The sequence below is a fragment of the Rhodocyclus tenuis genome, from assembly GCF_014197755.1.
GTDB lineage: Bacteria > Pseudomonadota > Gammaproteobacteria > Burkholderiales > Rhodocyclaceae > Rhodocyclus > Rhodocyclus tenuis.
This window is the reverse complement of the sequence record NZ_JACIGE010000004.1, coordinates 219,510-236,441: the sequence shown is the minus strand read 5'-3', so window position 1 is coordinate 236,441 and position 16,932 is coordinate 219,510. Positions and strand designations below refer to the sequence as shown.

Sequence of the window (16,932 nt, the reverse complement as noted above, 5' to 3'; positions counted from 1 at the left end):
CGGCCCTGGGTTTCAGGGCTCGAAAAAGTAAAATAAACAGCGAGACACTTCTTTAGTTGGCAAACCGGAAAGCCCATGAAGCATCCTGATCACAACTAATCCGTCGCTGCCTGCACAAGGCGCTCCCCCCGTTCCAGCGCGCGGGAGCCAAGCTGATGAAACGCATGCTTTTCAACGCGACACAGGTCGAAGAACTACGTGTCGCGATAGTAGATGGTCAGAAACTGATCGACCTCGATATCGAGTCGGCCGCCAAGGAACAACGCAAGAGCAACATTTACAAGGGAATCATCACCCGCATCGAGCCCAGTCTCGAAGCTGCCTTTATCGATTACGGCGCCGAACGGCACGGCTTTCTTCCTTTCAAGGAGGTCTCGCGCGCATTTTTCCAGCCGGGTGTCGAAGGTAGCAAGGCAACCATTCGCGAAGCCTTGCGCGAGGGCCAGGAACTGATCGTCCAGGTCGACAAGGACGAACGTGGCAACAAGGGCGCTGCGCTGACGACTTTCGTCAGCCTCGCCGGCCGCTATCTGGTGTTGATGCCGAACAACCCCCGTGGCGGTGGCGTTTCGCGCCGCGTCGAGGGTGACGAACGCGCTGAACTGCGCGAAATCATGGACCAGTTGCAGACGCCGTCGGGCATGAGTCTGATCGCGCGTACCGCTGCTATTGGTCGTGGCGCCGAAGAACTGCAGTGGGACCTCAACTACCTGATGCAGCTGTGGAAGGCGATCGACGGAGCCGCCAACCAGCAGAAAGGCGCTTTCCTGATCTATCAGGAAGGCAGTCTGGTCATCCGCGCCATCCGCGACTACTTCCAGCCCGATATCGGCGAAATCCTGATCGACACCGACGAAGTGTTCGAGCAGGCACAGCAGTTCATGAGTCATGTGATGCCGGGCAACGTCAATCGCATCAAGCGCTACCGCGACGACGTACCGCTGTTCTCGCGTTTCCAGATCGAACACCAGATCGAGTCGGCCTACTCGCGTCAGGTCAATCTGCCGTCGGGTGGCGCCATCGTCATCGACCATACCGAAGCGCTGGTCGCCGTCGACGTCAACTCGGGACGCGCGACGCGCGGTGCCGACATCGAGGAAACCGCCTACAAGACCAACCTCGAAGCCGCCGAAGAAACCGCCCGCCAGCTGCGTCTGCGCGACCTCGGCGGTCTCATCGTCATCGACTTCATCGACATGGAAAACCAGCGCAACCAGCGCGAGGTGGAAAACCGCCTGCGCGAAGCGCTGCGCTTCGACCGCGCCCGCGTGCAGACCGGCAAGATCAGCCGTTTCGGCCTGATGGAGCTGTCGCGCCAGCGCCTGCGTCCGGCGCTCGCCGAAACCAGCTACATCCCCTGCCCGCGCTGTTCCGGCACCGGCCACATCCGCAGCGCCGAATCCGCCGCGCTGCACATCCTGCGCATTCTCGAAGAAGAAGCGATGAAGGACAACACGGCCACCGTGCATACGCAGGTGCCCGTCGATGTCGCCACCTTCCTGCTCAACGAAAAGCGCGCCGACATCCAGGCCATCGAACTGCGGCACAAGGTCAACGTGCTGCTGATTCCGAACGTGCATCTGGAAACCCCGCAGCACACCATCGTCCGCCTGCGTCACGACGACCTCAATCAGGAAGACCTGCAGCTGCCTTCGTACAAGATGGTCGAGGCCCCGCCGGAAGACGCCGGCCGTCCGGAAGGCGTCGGCGCCGAAGCCAAGCCGCCGCGCCAGGAAGCAGCCATCAAGAACATCACGCCAGCACAGCCGGCGCCAATCGTCGCCGAGAAAGTGCGCGAAACGGCGGTAGCGCCGGCAGCGGCGGCGCCGGCAGCGGCGGCGCCGGTGGTCGACGACGGGCTGTTCTCCCGCCTCTTTTCCTGGCTGCGCCCGAGCCGCCAGCCGGCTGCCACTCCGGTCGCAGCGGCAACGCCCGCGGCAGCGAACAGTACACCGAACCAGAACGGCCGTGAGCCGCGCCGTGATTCCCGGCGCGAGCGCGGCAACGGCCGCGACGAGGAGCGCGAGCGTCCGCCACGCGAAAACCGTGAGGGCCGCGAGAACCGCGAACAGCGCCCGCAACAGCAGGCACGCGACGAAAATCGCAAACCGCGCGAGGGCCGTGAGGGCCGCGAAAATCGCGAAGGTCGCGACAACAAGGACTCGCGTCGCCAGCGTGGCGAACCGCGTGCGGATCGCGGCGAGCGCAAGGAAACACCCGTCGCAGTACCGGAAACATTCGTCCCGGCAGCGACGAATGTTGCGCCGCCCACCAGCGAAGCCGGCAACGAGGATTCACCGGGACGCCGCCGCGGTCGTCGTGGTGGCCGTCGTGACCGTTCTGCCGGCGGACGTGAGGTCGAGGCCAATGGCGGTGATGCAGCGCTCAAGTCGGTAGCGGGTGAAGTGGCCGATAGCGGTCTGACGCCGGAAGCCGCCGTCGCCGCGCCGAGCCGGATGCAAGCCGAAGTACAGGCGCCGCTGCCGGTCGCCATAGAGGAAGCGTCGCTCATTGCCGAACCCCTAGCGGTAGCGGCACCCGAGGCCATTGCTTCGGTTGTCGAAACTGTCGCCGAAGCACCGGCGGCAGTTACGCCGGCCGAGAGCGTCGCGCCGGCGCCGGCGGTGATTGAATCGGCCGCGCAGTTCGCGGCAAGCCCTGTCGAAGCGCCCACCGTTTCCGGGCCGCTGGCCGAACTGCCTCCAAGCGGCAGCGCCGACACGGCAGCCACAGTGGCGGTCGTCACCGCAGAGGCTGCCGAAGCGGCCGCTCCGGTCGCCGCGGAAATTGCTGTCGCCGCGCCCGAGCTTGTAGAACCGGTCGTCGCAGAGTCGCTGACGCCGCCGGTCGCGCCGCCCGCCGTCGTGGTCGACGTCGCTCAGGCCTTGCAGGAGAGCGGACTTGTACTGGTCGAGACCAGCAGTCAGAAGGTCAGCGGATGGCAAGCCGAGCCGGCGCCGATCACCGAGCAACGTCAGCGTCGTCGCCGCCCGGCAGCACCGCCGCCGGTCGATGAGCCGATGGTGATGGTCGAAACGCAGAAGTAAGCGATCGGCACGGCAACAAGAACGGGGCGCCAGTGGCGCCCCGTTTGCATTGCAAGCAGCGCAGGAAACGCGCTACGAATTGCCCGAAGACACGTCGGCACCGTCGCCACGCGCCGCCGCTACGGCCTGCACAGCGCCACGTTCGGCAGCTGTTGCCGCAAGACGCTCACGCACCACCGCCAGCAAGCCCTGCGAGGCGTCCTCGACCATGTCGATGACCAGATCAAAACCGTAACCCAGGCCATAAAAAGGATCGGGAACTTCGTCATCGTCGAAGTTCGGCGCATACGGCATCAGCAAACCGAGCCGGTCGAGATGCGCGGGCAGGCACATGCGTTGCAGCGTCTCGAGATTGCTGCGATCCATCGCCAGAACGATATCGAAATACTCGAGGTCCTGTGGCGCGACCTTGCGTGCACGCATCGCCGATAGATCGTAGCCACGACTGGCCGCAGCATGCTGCGTACGGGTGTCAGGTGCCTCGCCGACGTGGTAACCGTGCGTGCCGGCGGAATCGACCTCAACCGCACCTTCCAGCCCTTCACGGCGCAAAAGCTGGCGAAAGACGCCCTCCGCTGTCGGTGAGCGGCAGATGTTGCCCATGCACACGAAGAGTATTTTGATCATGACATAAGAATCGTCAGCTCGGCGACAAGCACAGGAAAATCAGCACCTTGAACGATGCCACTCATGACATCGAATTCCGGAAGATACACGAAAGATGTTGCAGCTGCATTTTTCTCGGGTGGTGCGTAGAAAAAGCAAGCGGGTCGATGCCATCGCGCCGCCTGGATGCCACCGGCGTCGCCCTCGGCCGGATCAGCATCAAACGGTCGCGGCCGTGCTGTTAGCCGTCGTCGTCGCGCGTGGCGTGTCCGCCGGTGGCGCCGTCCGCACCACTTCGGCCAGCGTCGTCAGGCCGGCGGCCACCTTCATCGCACCGGAAATACGCAGGGGTTTCAGCCCTTCGCGGTAAGCGAGTTCGCGCAGTTGCGCCAGTTCCGCACCGGCACTGACCGCCTGCTTGATTTCTGGCGAGAGCAACATGATTTCGTAAAGCCCGACACGGCCGAGATAGCCGGTCATGCGGCATTCGAGGCAACCGACCGGGCGATGGAAGTGGCTCGGCCGTGCCGCGCGCCAGGGTGCGACCAGGCTGTCCCACATCGCCAGATCGTCGGCGCTCGCCGGATGCGGTTTCTTGCAGTGCGGGCAGAGTACGCGCACCAGACGCTGCGCCATCACGCCGAGCACCGTCGCCCCGAGCAGATAAGGTGGCACGCCGAGATCGAGCAGGCGCGTCATCGCCGACGGCGCATCGTTGGTATGCAGCGTCGACAACACCAGATGCCCGGTCAGCGCCGCCTGGATCGCCATTTCGGCGGTCTGCAGGTCGCGGATTTCGCCAACCATGATGATGTCCGGGTCCTGCCGCATCAGCGCGCGAACGCCTTCGGCAAAGCCGAGATCGATTGCCGGCTGCACCTGCATCTGGTTGAACGCCGCCTCGACCATCTCGATCGGGTCTTCGATGGTGCACACATTGACTTCCGGCGTCGCCAGCTGCTTGAGCGTCGAATACAGCGTCGTCGTCTTGCCCGAACCGGTCGGCCCGGTGACCAGGATGATGCCGTTCGGCTGCCCGGCCATCGAATTCCAGCGCGTCTGGTCACTGTCCGTGAACCCGAGCTCGGCGAAGTCGCGCACCAGCACTTCCGGGTCGAAGATGCGCATCACCAGCTTTTCACCGAAAGCCGTCGGCAGCGTCGACAGGCGCAGTTCGACCTCCTGCCCGTCGGCCATGCGCGTCTTGATCCGTCCGTCCTGCGGGCGGCGCTTCTCGACCACGTCCATGCGGCCGAGGATCTTGATGCGGCTGGTCATCGCCGTCATCACCGACATCGGAATCTGATAGACCTGATGCAGCACGCCGTCGATGCGGAAGCGCACGATGCCGAGATCGCGCCGCGGCTCGATATGGATGTCGCTGGCGCGCTGCTCGAAAGCGTACTGCCACAGCCAGTCGACGATATTGACGATGTGCTGGTCGTTGGCATCGAACTGCTTGTTGCCGCGGCCGAGATCGACCAGTTGCTCGAACGACGACAGGCCGCTGCTGACGCTGCCGTTCTGCGCCGCCTTTTTCACCGAACGCGCGAGGTTGTAGAACTCGACCAGATAGCGCGCCACGTCGAGCGGGTTGGCGATGACGCGGCGGATTTCCTTCTTCAGGATCGGCGCCAGTTCCTTTTCCCACTCACGCAGAAAAGGCTCGGTCGTCGCCACCACCACTTCGCGTGTCGTCACCAGCACCGGCAGGATGCCAAAGCGCGTCGCGTAGGCGCTGGAGGCCACTTCGGTGACGGTGGTGAAATCGATCTTCAGCGGATCGATGTGGTAATACTCCAAGCCGATCTTGCCGGCAAACCACTCCGACAGGTCTTCCAGCAGCAGCGGCCGATGAGGTGCCAGGGCCGACTTCCACTTGCGATCGGCAACGATCACCAGCGGATGCGCGTCGGCACGACGCAGGCGGTATTCGGCGACGAGCGCGTCGGCGTCGCCCTTCGTCACGATGCCGTCCTCGACGAGGAGCGCAGTCACCTCGCCCAGCGTCAGACGATGGTCGTGGACGTGGGAAGCTTTGGCGGAAACGGCTTGAGCGGCTTTGATGTCGGACATCGGCGGAATCCGGACAGGTTGTCGGCCGACTATACCCGACAAGCGCAGCCGCGCTCAATCAGGCTTGGCCGCCGCGCGGCGCGCCGCCGGCAAAAAGCGCGCTGGCATTGACCGCGACGGTACAGATTGCTGCGCCGCAATGCCGGCGAAGCAGGTAAACTCGGGGCACCCGATCCCGTTTTGGCGATCCTTAGCCCAGCCGACACCGACGACGCGTTGCGCCCTGCTCTCTTCCGCCCATGACCACACCCGATATCGACAACATCAACGTCGCATCCTTCGACCCGATGCCGACTCCCGACGAAATTCTCGAGCGGCAAGCGATCACCGCCAATGCCGCGCAGACGGTCCGCGCCGGCCGCGCCAGCTTGCGCGCGATTCTCGACCGCAGCGACCCGCGCCTGCTCGTCGTCGTCGGACCCTGCTCGATCCACGACCCGGTTGCCGGGCTTGACTACGCGCGCCGCCTGAAAGCACTCGCCGATGAAGTCAGCGACACGCTGTTCATCGTCATGCGCGTCTATTTCGAGAAGCCGCGCACGACCACCGGCTGGAAGGGCTTCATCAACGATCCGGACATGGACGACTCGTTCCGCATCGACTACGGCATGGAACGGGCGCGCCGCTTCCTGCTCGACATTGCCGAACTCGGCCTGCCCACCGGCACCGAGGCGCTCGACCCGATCTCGCCGCAATACATCGGCGACCTGATCAGCTGGACGGCGATCGGCGCGCGCACCACCGAATCGCAGACGCACCGCGAACTGTCGTCAGGACTGTCGACGCCGGTCGGCTTCAAGAACGGTACCAACGGTGACGTCGGCATCGCCATCAACGCCATCGTCTCCGCCTCGCGCCCGCACAGCTTCCTCGGCATCAACGCGCAGGGCCTGTCGTCGATCGTACGCACGCACGGCAACCGTTACGGCCACCTCGTGCTGCGCGGCGGCGATGGCCGCCCGAACTACGACACGGTGTCGGTACAGATCGCCGGCGACGCGCTGGCCAAGGCCGGACTGCCGGTCAACATCGTCGTCGACTGCTCGCACGCCAACAGCTACAAGAAGCCCGAACTGCAGCCGATGGTGCTGGAAAACGTCGTCAACCAGATCCGCCTCGGCAACCGTTCGATCGTCGGCGCGATGATCGAGTCGAACCTCGTCGCCGGCAACCAGCCGATTCCCGAAGACCTGTCGAAGCTGGCCTATGGCTGCTCGGTCACCGACGCCTGCGTCGGTTGGGACGATACCGAGCAGGCGCTGCGCAACGCTGCCGATCTGCTGCGCGACGTGCTGCCCGGACGCCGCTGAATGAGCAAGGATCTGATCATCCTCGGCGCTGCGCTGCCGACCTTCCTGCTTGACCGCGCTGCTGCCGCCACCGGCGCCAGCAGCGTCGAACCGCGGCCGCCGCAGGCCGTTCGCCTGCACGGCGCGACGCGCACGCCCGAATTCGACGCGGCCGTCGCCCCGTTGCTCTTCCAGGAAAAGCTCGACTGGGCCTTCGTCGACAGCGGACGCAAGCTCGCTGACTTCGGCCTCATCGTTTTCGACATGGACTCGACGCTGATCACCATCGAGTGCATCGACGAACTCGCAGATTTTGCCGGCCGCAAGGCCGAAGTCTCGGCGATCACCGAAGCGGCGATGCGCGGCGAAATCGACTACCGCGAAAGCCTCGCCCGCCGCGTCGCCGTCCTCGCCGGGCTCGACGCACGCGTGCTGGCGCGCGTTTTCAGCGAACGGCTGCAACTGTCGCCGGGAGCGCTCGAACTGCTCGAAGCGGTGCGCGCCACCGGCCTGCGCACGGCAATCCTCTCCGGCGGCTTCACCTACTTCACCGAGCGCCTGCGCATCGAGCACGGCTTCGACTTCGCCACCTCGAACACGCTCGAAATCGCCAACGGCCGCCTCACCGGCCGTGTTCTCGGCGAAGTGGTCGACGCCGCGGCCAAGGCCGCACACCTGCGCCGGCTGCGCGAGGAGTTCAGCATCGCCCGCGACAAGGTCATCGCCGTCGGCGACGGTGCCAACGATCTGCTGATGATGGCCGAAGCCGGGCTGTCGGTCGCCTTCCGCGCCAAACCGGCAACGCGCGCCAAGGCCGACGCCGCGCTCAACTTCGGCGGACTCGACCGCATCGTCGAACTGCTCGGCTGAAAAGCGACGCGGCAAGGTCTGGCCCGATCGCCAGCCTTTGCCGCGCCGCTCATTCGCTTCTCATTGCTTGCTCATTCCATTCCGCGACGCAGGCGCCATTGCTTGACCAGCGCGTAAATCGCCGGAATCACCGCCAGCGTCAGCAGCGTCGATGACAGCATGCCGCCGACCATCGGCGCGGCGATGCGGCGCATCACTTCGGAACCGGTGCCGCTGCCCCACATGATCGGCAGCAACCCGGCCATGATGGCAACGACGGTCATCATCTTCGGTCGCACGCGCTCGACGGCGCCTTCCAACACCGCCGCGTAGAGGTCGGCAAGTCCCGGCTCGCTGCCGGCGGCGCGGCACTTCGCCTTGAGCTCTTCCCAGGCGCGGTCGAGGTAGATCAGCATGACCACGCCCGTTTCCGCCGCGACGCCGGCCAGCGCGATGAAGCCGACGGCGACGGCGACCGACAGGTTGTAGCCGAGCGCCCACATCAGCCAGACGCCACCGACCAGCGCGAAAGGTACCGACAGCATGACGATCAGCGTTTCGGTGAGGCGCCGGAAGTTGAGGTAGAGCAGCACGAAGATGATCAGCAGCGTCAGCGGGATGACCAGCTTCATCTTCTCGCCAGCGCGCTGCATCGATTCGAACTGGCCGCTCCAGGTGGCGTAGTAGCCGGGAGGGAATTTCACCTGCGCGGCGACGGCCTGGCGGGCTTCGGCGACGTAGCCGCCGATGTCGCGCTCGCGGATGTCGACGAAGATGTACGCCGAGAGCAGCGCGTTCTCGGTGCGGATCGCCGGCGCGCCCTGGGCGATGTCGATACGAGCCAGCTGGCCGAGCGGAATCATTGCGCCGCCAGCCGTCGTCATCAGCACTTCGCGCGCGATCTGCTGCGGATCTGAACGCAGTTCGCGCGGGTAGCGCACCGTCACCGCGAAGCGTTCGCGGCCTTCGACGGTGGTCGTCAGCGTCTCGCCGCCGAGTGCGCCGCCGATCACGTCCTGCAGATCACCGACGGAGAATCCATAGCGCGCCAGCTGCTGCCGGTCGGGCTCGATGTTCAGGTAATAGCCGCCGGTGATGCGCTCGGCGTAGGCCGACGTCGTTCCCGGAACGGTCTTCACCACTGCCTCGATGGCGCGCGACAGCCGTTCCAGCTCGGCGAGGTCCTTGCCGAAGACCTTGATGCCGATCGGCGTGCGGATGCCGGTGGACAGCATGTCGATGCGCGCCTTGATCGGCATCGTCCACGCGTTGGCGATGCCGGGAAACTGCAGCGCCTTGTCCATCTCGGCGATCAGCTTGTCGGTCGTCATGCCGGCGCGCCACTCTGCCTCGGGCTTGAGGTTGATCACCGTCTCGAACATCTCGGTCGGCGCCGGATCGGTGGCGGTGCCGGCGCGACCGGCCTTGCCATAGACCGACGCCACCTCGGGAAAGCTCTTGATGATCCGGTCCTGCGTCTGCAGCACTTCGGCAGCCTTGGTCATCGACATGCCGGGCAACGATGCCGGCATGTAGAGCAGCGTTCCCTCATTCAAGGTCGGCATGAATTCGGAACCGAGCCGGCTCGCCGGGTAGATCGACAGCAGCAGCACCAGCAACGCGGCGCCGATGGTCAGCGCCTTGCGCCGCAGCACCCAGGCGATGAGCGGCCGGTAGCCGGCGATCAGCGCGCGATTCACCGGATTCTTTGCTTCCGGCGTGATCCGGCCACGAATGAACAGCAGCATCAGCACCGGCACCAGCGTCACCGAGAGCAGCGCCGCGCCGGCCATGGCAAAGGTCTTGGTATACGCCAGCGGCGAGAACAGCCGGCCCTCCTGCGCTTCGAGCGTGAACACCGGCAGGAACGAGACGGTGATGATCAGCAGCGAGAAGAACAGCGCCGGGCCAACTTCCCTGCAGGCGGCGATCACCGCCGCGGCACGCGACTCGCCTTCCTTGAGGCGCTCCAGGTGCTTGTGCGCGTTCTCGATCATGACGACCGCCGCGTCGACCATCGCACCGATGGCGATGGCGATGCCGCCGAGGCTCATCAGGTTCGAGTTCATGCCGAGCAGGCGCATGGCGATGAAGGCGATCAGCACGCCAACCGGCAGCATCAGGATGGCGACCAGCGCCGAGCGCAGGTGCAGCAGGAAGACCACGCAGACCAGCGCGACGATCAGCGCTTCCTCGAACAGCGTGCGCTGCAGGGTGGCGATGGCGCGCTGGATCAGCTGCGAGCGGTCATAGACGGCCTCGATGCTGACGCCTTCGGGCAAGCCGGGCGAGATCTCGGCGATCTTCGCCTTGATGTTGTCGATGACCTGCAGCGCGTTCTCGCCGTAGCGCGCCATGGCGATTCCGGAAACCACCTCGCCTTCGCCGTTCAGCTCGGACAGACCGCGCCGCTCGTAGGGAACCAGTTCGACGCGGGCGATATCGCGCACCAGTACCGGCGTGCCGCCGCCCGGCCCGTTGCTGCTCTTCACGACAAGCTGCTCGATGTCGGCGATGCCGCGCAGATAGCCTTTGCCGCGCACCATGTATTCGGTCTCGGCCATCTCGACGACGCGGCCGCCAACGTCGCGGTTCGACTCGCGGACGACCTGCGACACCTTCGCCAGCGGGATGCCGTAAGCGCGCAGCTTGAGCGGATCGACGGTGAGCTGGTAGGTCTGCACGAAACCGCCAAGCGACGCCACTTCAGCGACGCCGTGCGCCTTGGCCAGTTGGTAGCGCAGATACCAGTCCTGCAACGTGCGCAGTTCGGCGAGCGTCCGCTCCTTCGCCAGCACGGCGTACTGATAGACCCAGCCGACGCCGCTGGCGTCGGGGCCAAGCGCTGGCGTCACGCCCTTGGGCATGCGCCCGGACGCCGAACTCAGATACTCGAGCACGCGCGAACGCGCCCAGTAGATGTCGGTGCCATCCGCGAAAATCACGTAGACGAAGGACGCGCCGAAGAAGGAAAAGCCTCGTACCACCTTCGCCTTCGGCACCGAGAGCATGGCGGTCGTCAGCGGATAGGTGACCTGATCCTCGACCACCTGCGGCGCCTGACCGGAATACTCCGTATAAACAATGACCTGCACGTCGGAGAGATCGGGCAGCGCATCAAGCGGCGTCTTCACGACGGCGACGACACCACCGATGATGACGAACAGCGTTCCCAGCAGTACCAGCAACGGGTTTCTGCCCGACCACTCGATGATCCTGGCCAGCATGACGATCAGCTCCCCTGCCCGCTCAGTGACCGGCGTGCGTGCTGCTGGGGGCCACGGTGGCCGGTTTCACGCCGGTGATCACCCATTCGCCCGGCCCACGCTCGACGAACTCGAAGCTGAGCGATGCGCCCGGCTTCAAGTGCTGACGCAAGGCGTCGTTGGCAATGACGAACTCCATCGTCATCGCCGGCCATTTCAGGCTCGGCACCGGGCCGTGGCTGATCGTCACCGCACCGCTCCCGTCATCGACGCTATCGACACGGCCTTCGGCATGGTTGGCAACCGGCACCGCAGCCGCCTTGCCGGCAGCGGCTTCGCCTGGCGCCGGCTTGCCAGCGCCGGCCTTGCCGAAACCGGAGAGCGCCGCCTGCAGATTGCTTTCGGCGTCGATCAGGAAATTGGCGGCAACGACGACACGCTCGCCTTCCCTGACCCCGTCAAGGACCTCGACGAAAGACTCGCTGTGCGCGCCGAGCTTCACTTCGCGCGGCACAAAGCGGCCTTCGCCGGAGTCGATCAGCACGACGCGCCGCGTGCCGCTGTCGATCACCGCCGACAAGGGCACGGTGACGGCCTTGTCCCTCGCGGCCAGCGCCAGTTCGACCTCGGCGAACATCCCCGGCTTGAGCAGCATGCCGGGGTTGGCGAGTTCGACACGAACCGGCACCGTTCGTGTTTCGCTGTTCAGCGTCGGATAGACGTAGCCGACGGTGCCGCTGAACACCTTGTCCGGATAGGCGTCGATCCTGAGCTGTGCCCTCGCACCCGTCTTGATCAGCCCGATGTCCTGCTCGGCGATGTCGGCGACGACCCAGACGGCGGACAGATCGGCCACCTGAAAGAGCACGTCGCCAGGCAGGAAGCGCATTCCCTGCACGGCTTTCTTCTCGGTGACGATGCCGCTCACCGGCGAGCGGAAGCTCAGCGTGCGCCGGGTTTCGCCCGAGCGGGCGAGCGCCTTCACCTGCGCCTCCGAAATATCCCAGTTCTTCAGGCGCAGCAGGCTCGCTTCGGCCAGCTGCTGCATGCCGCTGCGCGCGTCGCCGCCGGCGCTGCCGAGCGCCGTGACGGCCTCGCTGGCGATGGTGTATTCGCGCTGCGCGGATACGAGTTCCGGGCTATACACCTCGAACAGCGCCTGTCCTCTGGCCACGGCCTGACCGGTGGTGCTGACGTGCAGACGTTCGACGTAACCCTCGAACTTCGCCGTGATGGTGTGCAGACGACGCTCGTCGGCCTCGATGCGGCCGGCAGCGCGAACGCTGCGCTCAAGCGCGCGCCGGCTCGCCGCTTCGCTGCGCACGCCGAGCTTCTGCAGCTTTTCACTGCTGATCCTGATCTGCCCGGCAGCTGCAGCGCCCCCTCCGCTCTTTTCATCCTCGTCCGCCGCGTCGGCATAGACCGGCAGGTAGTCCATCCCCATCGGGTCCTTCTTCGGCGTCGGCGAGGTGTCGGGCAAGCCCATCGGGTTGCGATAGTAGAGAATCTTGCGCTCCGGCGTGGCCGCAGCGCCCGCGGGCACCGTCGTTTGTACCGACGAGCTGGCGCGCTCGGCACCTTGATTGCCGAGCCAGTAGCCGCCGGCCGCAGCGAGCACAGCGAGCAGCACCGCACCGATGACGAGGTTTGCGGCTGATTTCACAGGTCTTCTCCAAGCAGGCGTTCCACCTCGGCAAGGCGTGCCTGCCCTTCGGCCAGCGCGCGGATGCGGCTCTGCCGGGCCTGGCGGATTTGCCGCTGCGCGTCGAGCAAGGTCGCAAAATCGACCTTGCCGTTCTCATACGCGGCGAGCGCCGAGCGGAACGTCGCTTCCGCCTGCGGCAGCAGGCTGTTGGCGAGCAGGTCCTCGTTGCGCCGCGCGGCGTCGAGCCCGGCAAGGTTTTCGGAAAGTTCGGCGAGCAGCTGCGTCGCCGTCGCGCTCAGGCGCGATTGCGCCGCCGCCAGCAGCGCCTCGGCTTCGCGCTCCTGGGCGCGACGCGTCGACTGCTGCAAGGGGATGTTCAGTTCGACCATCAGGTCCCACTGCCGCACCGCGTTCTGGAACTGGTTCGGCACGAAACCGACGGTGAAGTCGGGATAGCGGTTCTTGTAGGCCAACTCGCGACTCTTGCCGGTAGCCTTGACGCGCGACTCCTCGGCCAGCAGCAGCGGATTGCGCACGCGCACTTTCTCTTCGAGCGCGGAAAAATCGAGCCGGGCCGGATCGGGCAAGGCGCGCAATTGCTCAGGGCTGGCCAGCGCAGCGTGCGCCGGCCGCCCGAGCAAGGCATTCAGCCGCGACTGCAGGTGATGCTGCTCGGTTTCCAGCGCAATCAGTTCGCCGTGCATGCCGGTCTGTTCGACCTGGGCGCGGATGACATCCTGTTGCGCGGCAAGTCCACTGGCGTAGCGGATCTGCGCAACTTTTTCCAGCCGGCGCATCAGGTCGAGGATTTCCTGCGTCAGCCGCTCGCTCTGCCTAAGGTAGTAAAGCTGCGCGTAGGCGGTCTTGATCCGGGCGGCGATGTCCGCCCAGCCGCCGAAGGCCCGGCCCTGCGCGCCTTCTGCCTCCAGTTCGGCAATCTCGCCCCTGAGATCGCGCTTGCCGAACCACGGCAGCTCCTGCAGCAGCGTATAGCGCGTGCTGCCGACGCGACTCGGTGACAGGCTGGCGCTCTGCTCGCCGCCGCGGGTGATGTCCATCAATTCGGTACGCAATTTCGGATCGGGCAAGGCACCGGCGATCGCCACCCGCTCGGCGGCGGCGTCGGCCTCGTAACGCAGGCCGGCGTATTCGGGATTGTGCTCACGGGCGAAGGCCAGCAGCGACTGCACGTCGCGGCCCGGAAGCGCGTCGTCGGCCAGCACTGGAACACCCACGCCGGCAGCGAGCATGGCGACCAGCACGGCAAGCTGCCGCCCTGCGGCACCGGCCCGTGTCTTCGCTGATTGACCTGCGGTCACTGAGTCACCTGCGCTTTGCCGGCGATCTTCATCAAGTGGCGCTTACTGCGCGACTTCGATGCGGACAACGGTCATCGCGCCCTTCAGCTCTTCGGCGGCGAAGCGGATCTTCTGGCCGGCCTTGAGCTGATCGAGCCAGGCCGACTCCTTGACTCGGAAAGCCATGGTCATCCCCGGCATGCCGTTGAGCGGGCCATGCGCGAGGGTGACGGTACCCGCCGCCTTGTCGACCTTCTTCACCAGGCCGTCGGCAAGCTGCGCCGCGGGCGCTGCGTGCATGGTGCCGTGCTCCATGTGCGCCATATCGGCGGCCATGAGCGGCGCGGTGAAAGCGCCGCTGACGCAGGCGATGGCGGTAGCGACAAGCAGTTTCTTCATCTTCGGATTCCTCTGAGCTTGAATGGATGACTGCGCAGCAGCCGGTGCTGCCGGCTCGACGCGCTCTGGTGCGGACGACGACGGACGCCGAGGGGTGGCAGCGGGCGCCAACGAACGCCTTCTCGCCCGATTCGTCGGGGCCGCAATCCTTCCGCCGCTGCTGGCATCAGGCGAAGTCTGGCTTTTCGCCGCCGACAAAACGCTGACCTGCGCATTACATTTCAGTAATCTTCGCCAGCAGCCCCGGCCGCCGGGGCAAAATTGGCGGCAACAGGCATCGCCAGGAGCAGGATGATGAAAATCCTCGTCGTTGAAGATGAGCCGAAAACAGGTGATTACCTGAAGCAGGGGCTGAGCGAGGCCGGCTTCGTCGTCGACCTGGCGCGCAACGGCGTCGACGGCCTGCATCTCGCGCTGAGCGAGGTCTACGATCTGGCGGTGATCGACGTCATGCTGCCGGGGATCGACGGCTGGCAGCTGCTGCAGACGCTACGCGCGGCCGGCAAGGAGTTGCCTGTGCTGTTCCTGACGGCACGCGACGAGGTGGAAGACCGCGTCAAGGGACTCGAACTCGGTGCCGACGACTATCTCGTCAAGCCCTTCGCCTTTACCGAACTGCTCGCCCGCGTGCGCACACTGCTGCGCCGCGGCAGCAAGGCCAAGGAGCCGGACGTGCTGCGCGCAGCCGATCTCGAACTCGACCTGCTGCGCCGGCGGGTGCTGCGTGCCGGCCGGAAAATCGATCTCACCGCCAAGGAATTCGCCCTGCTTGAACTGCTGCTGCGCCGCCAGGGCGAGGTGCTGACGCGCTCGCTGATTGCCTCGCAGGTGTGGGACATGAACTTCGACAGCGACACCAACGTCATCGACGTTGCCATCCGCCGATTGCGCAGCAAGGTTGACGAAGGTTTCGAGATGAAGCTGATCAATACCGTGCGCGGCATGGGTTACGTGCTTGAGGTGCCGGCGTGCGCGTGAATCGTGGACAGTCGATCACCGTCCGCCTGACGCTGCTCTTCGCCTCGGTATCGACGACAGTCCTGTTGCTGCTCGGTCTGCTGATCGGCGCGCTGGTCGAGGAACACTTCGAAGAACTCGACCTTGATTTGCTTGCGGGCAAACTGCACGCGGTTCAGCACGTGCTGGCGAAAACCGGCTCGGCGCGCGAACTGGCAGCGCTGCCCGAACAGCTCGACGATTCGCTGATCGGGCACCACGGGCTGGCAGTGACGGTGTCTGCCGTTGACGGTCAGCCGCTTTTCTCGAGCAGCGAAGTCGTTTTCCCGGAAGCATTGCTTGCCGACGCTGGCACACGGTCCGCGACGCCAAGGCTTTGGGCCAACAGCGACGGCCGGCAATTCCGCGGCATCGCCGCGTTCGCCACAACGAAGATCAGCGGCCAGCCCGCCCTTGTCGTCGCCGTCGCCACCGACATCGCGCATCACGAGCATTTCATGCACACCTTCCGCGTCGCGCTGTGGTCGGTCGTCGCGCTGGCGGCCTTGTTGAGCGGATTTCTCGGCTGGCTGGCGGCGCGCCGCGGCCTGGCGCCGCTTCGGGAGATGCAGCAACGCGCCGCCGACATCACCGCCAGCCGGCTCGATCAGCGGTTGGCGGTCGAGCAGATCCCGGCCGAACTGGCCGAGGTGGCGGCAACGCTCAACGGCATGCTGGCGCGACTGCAGCAATCCTTCCGCCGCCTTTCCGATTTCTCCTCGGATCTGGCGCACGAGCTGCGCACGCCGCTGAGCAATCTGCTGACACAGACGCAGGTGACGCTCGGCAAGGCACGCAGCGTCGAGGAGTACCGGGAGGTGCTGGCGTCAAACGCCGAGGAATGCCAGCGCCTGTCGCGCATGGTCGCCGACATGCTGTTTCTCGCGCGAACCGACAACGAACAGCTTGTTCCGCAGCGCGAGACGATCGACCTGCACCAGGAGGCCAGCAAGTTGCTCGAGTTCTACGCCGCACTGGCCGAGGAAAAGCATATTCGTCTGACGCTGGCGGGTGCAGCGACGGTGCGGGGCGACCGGCTGATGCTGCAGCGCGCGCTCGGCAATCTGCTCGCCAATGCGCTGCAGCACACGCCGGACGGCGGCGAAATCGCCGTACGCATCGGCGCGGCGGGAGGAGTGTGCGAACGGGACGACGGGAACGAAGAGAGCATGACGGGCGTAACGCTGGCGGTGGAAAACAGCGGTGAAAGCATTCCGGCTGAACAGCTGCCGCGACTGTTCGACCGTTTCTACCGCGCCGATGCGGCTCGCAAGCGTGTCGCCGATGGCGGCGGAAGCAGAACGGCGGCGACTGGCGAGAACGCTGCCGGCAGTGATCCGGGAAGTTTGGGAGCAGGTCTGGGGCTGGGCCTCGCCATCGTGCGCTCGATCGCGCTGGCGCATGGTGGCGATGCGTCGGTCAGCTCGGCGAATGGCGTCACGCGCTTTTTACTGCGCCTGCCGTCCGCCTGAAACGGGCTCCGCAACTCAGCGAGTCAACGCGAGAACGAATCTGGGAACA

Annotated in this window: 11 protein-coding genes; 5 read left to right on the top strand and 6 right to left on the bottom strand. The window is 65.6% G+C overall.

Annotated elements, in window-relative coordinates:
* The first annotated feature begins 155 nt into the window (after positions 1–155).
* Entirely contained in the window at positions 156–3,047 is a 2,892-nt protein-coding gene (locus GGD90_RS07525; RefSeq protein ID WP_153115651.1) for an Rne/Rng family ribonuclease, read from the top strand.
* A 72-nt stretch (positions 3,048–3,119) separates the two neighbouring features.
* On the opposite strand, the gene GGD90_RS07520 is transcribed toward GGD90_RS07525, so the two are convergent.
* Complete coding sequence (locus GGD90_RS07520) at positions 3,120–3,674, bottom strand: low molecular weight protein-tyrosine-phosphatase (RefSeq protein WP_153115650.1); 555 nt, start codon at positions 3,672–3,674, stop codon at positions 3,120–3,122.
* A 198-nt stretch (positions 3,675–3,872) separates the two neighbouring features.
* Positions 3,873–5,729, bottom strand: a complete 1,857-nt coding sequence (locus GGD90_RS07515; RefSeq protein ID WP_153115649.1) for a GspE/PulE family protein — start codon at positions 5,727–5,729, stop codon at positions 3,873–3,875.
* A gap of 239 nt (positions 5,730–5,968) precedes the next feature.
* On the opposite strand from GGD90_RS07515, the gene GGD90_RS07510 reads away from it, so the two are divergent.
* Positions 5,969–7,039: a 3-deoxy-7-phosphoheptulonate synthase gene (locus tag GGD90_RS07510; protein ID WP_153115648.1), complete on the top strand. Its 1,071-nt coding sequence runs from the start codon at positions 5,969–5,971 to the stop codon at positions 7,037–7,039.
* Positions 7,040–7,888, top strand: coding sequence for a phosphoserine phosphatase SerB (serB, locus tag GGD90_RS07505; RefSeq protein WP_153115647.1), 849 nt, complete (start codon positions 7,040–7,042; stop codon positions 7,886–7,888).
* A gap of 71 nt (positions 7,889–7,959) precedes the next feature.
* On the opposite strand, the gene GGD90_RS07500 is transcribed toward serB, so the two are convergent.
* The 4 genes from GGD90_RS07500 to GGD90_RS07485 are packed head-to-tail and all read right to left on the bottom strand — an operon-like array spanning position 7,960 to position 14,415.
* Entirely contained in the window at positions 7,960–11,094 is a 3,135-nt protein-coding gene (locus tag GGD90_RS07500) for an efflux RND transporter permease subunit (protein WP_153115646.1), read from the bottom strand.
* Positions 11,095–11,116: 22 nt separating this feature from the next.
* Complete coding sequence (locus GGD90_RS07495; protein ID WP_153115645.1) at positions 11,117–12,736, bottom strand: efflux RND transporter periplasmic adaptor subunit; 1,620 nt, start codon at positions 12,734–12,736, stop codon at positions 11,117–11,119.
* Positions 12,733–14,037: a TolC family protein gene (locus GGD90_RS07490; protein ID WP_228273662.1), complete on the bottom strand. Its 1,305-nt coding sequence runs from the start codon at positions 14,035–14,037 to the stop codon at positions 12,733–12,735. The genes GGD90_RS07495 and GGD90_RS07490 overlap by 4 nt, the downstream gene beginning before the upstream one ends.
* 42 nt (positions 14,038–14,079) lie before the next feature.
* Positions 14,080–14,415: a copper-binding protein gene (locus GGD90_RS07485; RefSeq protein WP_153115644.1), complete on the bottom strand. Its 336-nt coding sequence runs from the start codon at positions 14,413–14,415 to the stop codon at positions 14,080–14,082.
* Between the two features lie 294 nt (positions 14,416–14,709).
* Between GGD90_RS07485 and GGD90_RS07480 the strand changes: the two genes are divergently transcribed.
* Both GGD90_RS07480 and GGD90_RS07475 read left to right on the top strand, forming a co-directional pair.
* The gene (locus GGD90_RS07480; RefSeq protein WP_153115726.1) at positions 14,710–15,393 is read left to right on the top strand and encodes a heavy metal response regulator transcription factor; all 684 of its coding nucleotides are present in this window, start codon (positions 14,710–14,712) and stop codon (positions 15,391–15,393) included.
* Entirely contained in the window at positions 15,390–16,883 is a 1,494-nt protein-coding gene (locus GGD90_RS07475) for a heavy metal sensor histidine kinase (RefSeq protein ID WP_228273661.1), read from the top strand. Before GGD90_RS07480 ends, GGD90_RS07475 begins: the two co-directional genes overlap by 4 nt.
* The last annotated feature ends 49 nt before the right edge of the window (positions 16,884–16,932 follow it).

Coding starts and splice junctions, on each gene's coding strand:
- GGD90_RS07515 (WP_153115649.1), bottom strand. CDS start 5,729: ATGTCCGACATCAAAGCCGCTCAAGCCGTTTCCGCCAAAGCTTCCCAC.
- GGD90_RS07525 (WP_153115651.1), top strand. CDS start 156: ATGAAACGCATGCTTTTCAACGCGACACAGGTCGAAGAACTACGTGTC.
- GGD90_RS07485 (WP_153115644.1), bottom strand. CDS start 14,415: ATGAAGAAACTGCTTGTCGCTACCGCCATCGCCTGCGTCAGCGGCGCT.
- serB (WP_153115647.1), top strand. CDS start 7,040: ATGAGCAAGGATCTGATCATCCTCGGCGCTGCGCTGCCGACCTTCCTG.
- GGD90_RS07500 (WP_153115646.1), bottom strand. CDS start 11,094: ATGCTGGCCAGGATCATCGAGTGGTCGGGCAGAAACCCGTTGCTGGTA.
- GGD90_RS07510 (WP_153115648.1), top strand. CDS start 5,969: ATGACCACACCCGATATCGACAACATCAACGTCGCATCCTTCGACCCG.
- GGD90_RS07520 (WP_153115650.1), bottom strand. CDS start 3,674: ATGATCAAAATACTCTTCGTGTGCATGGGCAACATCTGCCGCTCACCG.
- GGD90_RS07480 (WP_153115726.1), top strand. CDS start 14,710: ATGAAAATCCTCGTCGTTGAAGATGAGCCGAAAACAGGTGATTACCTG.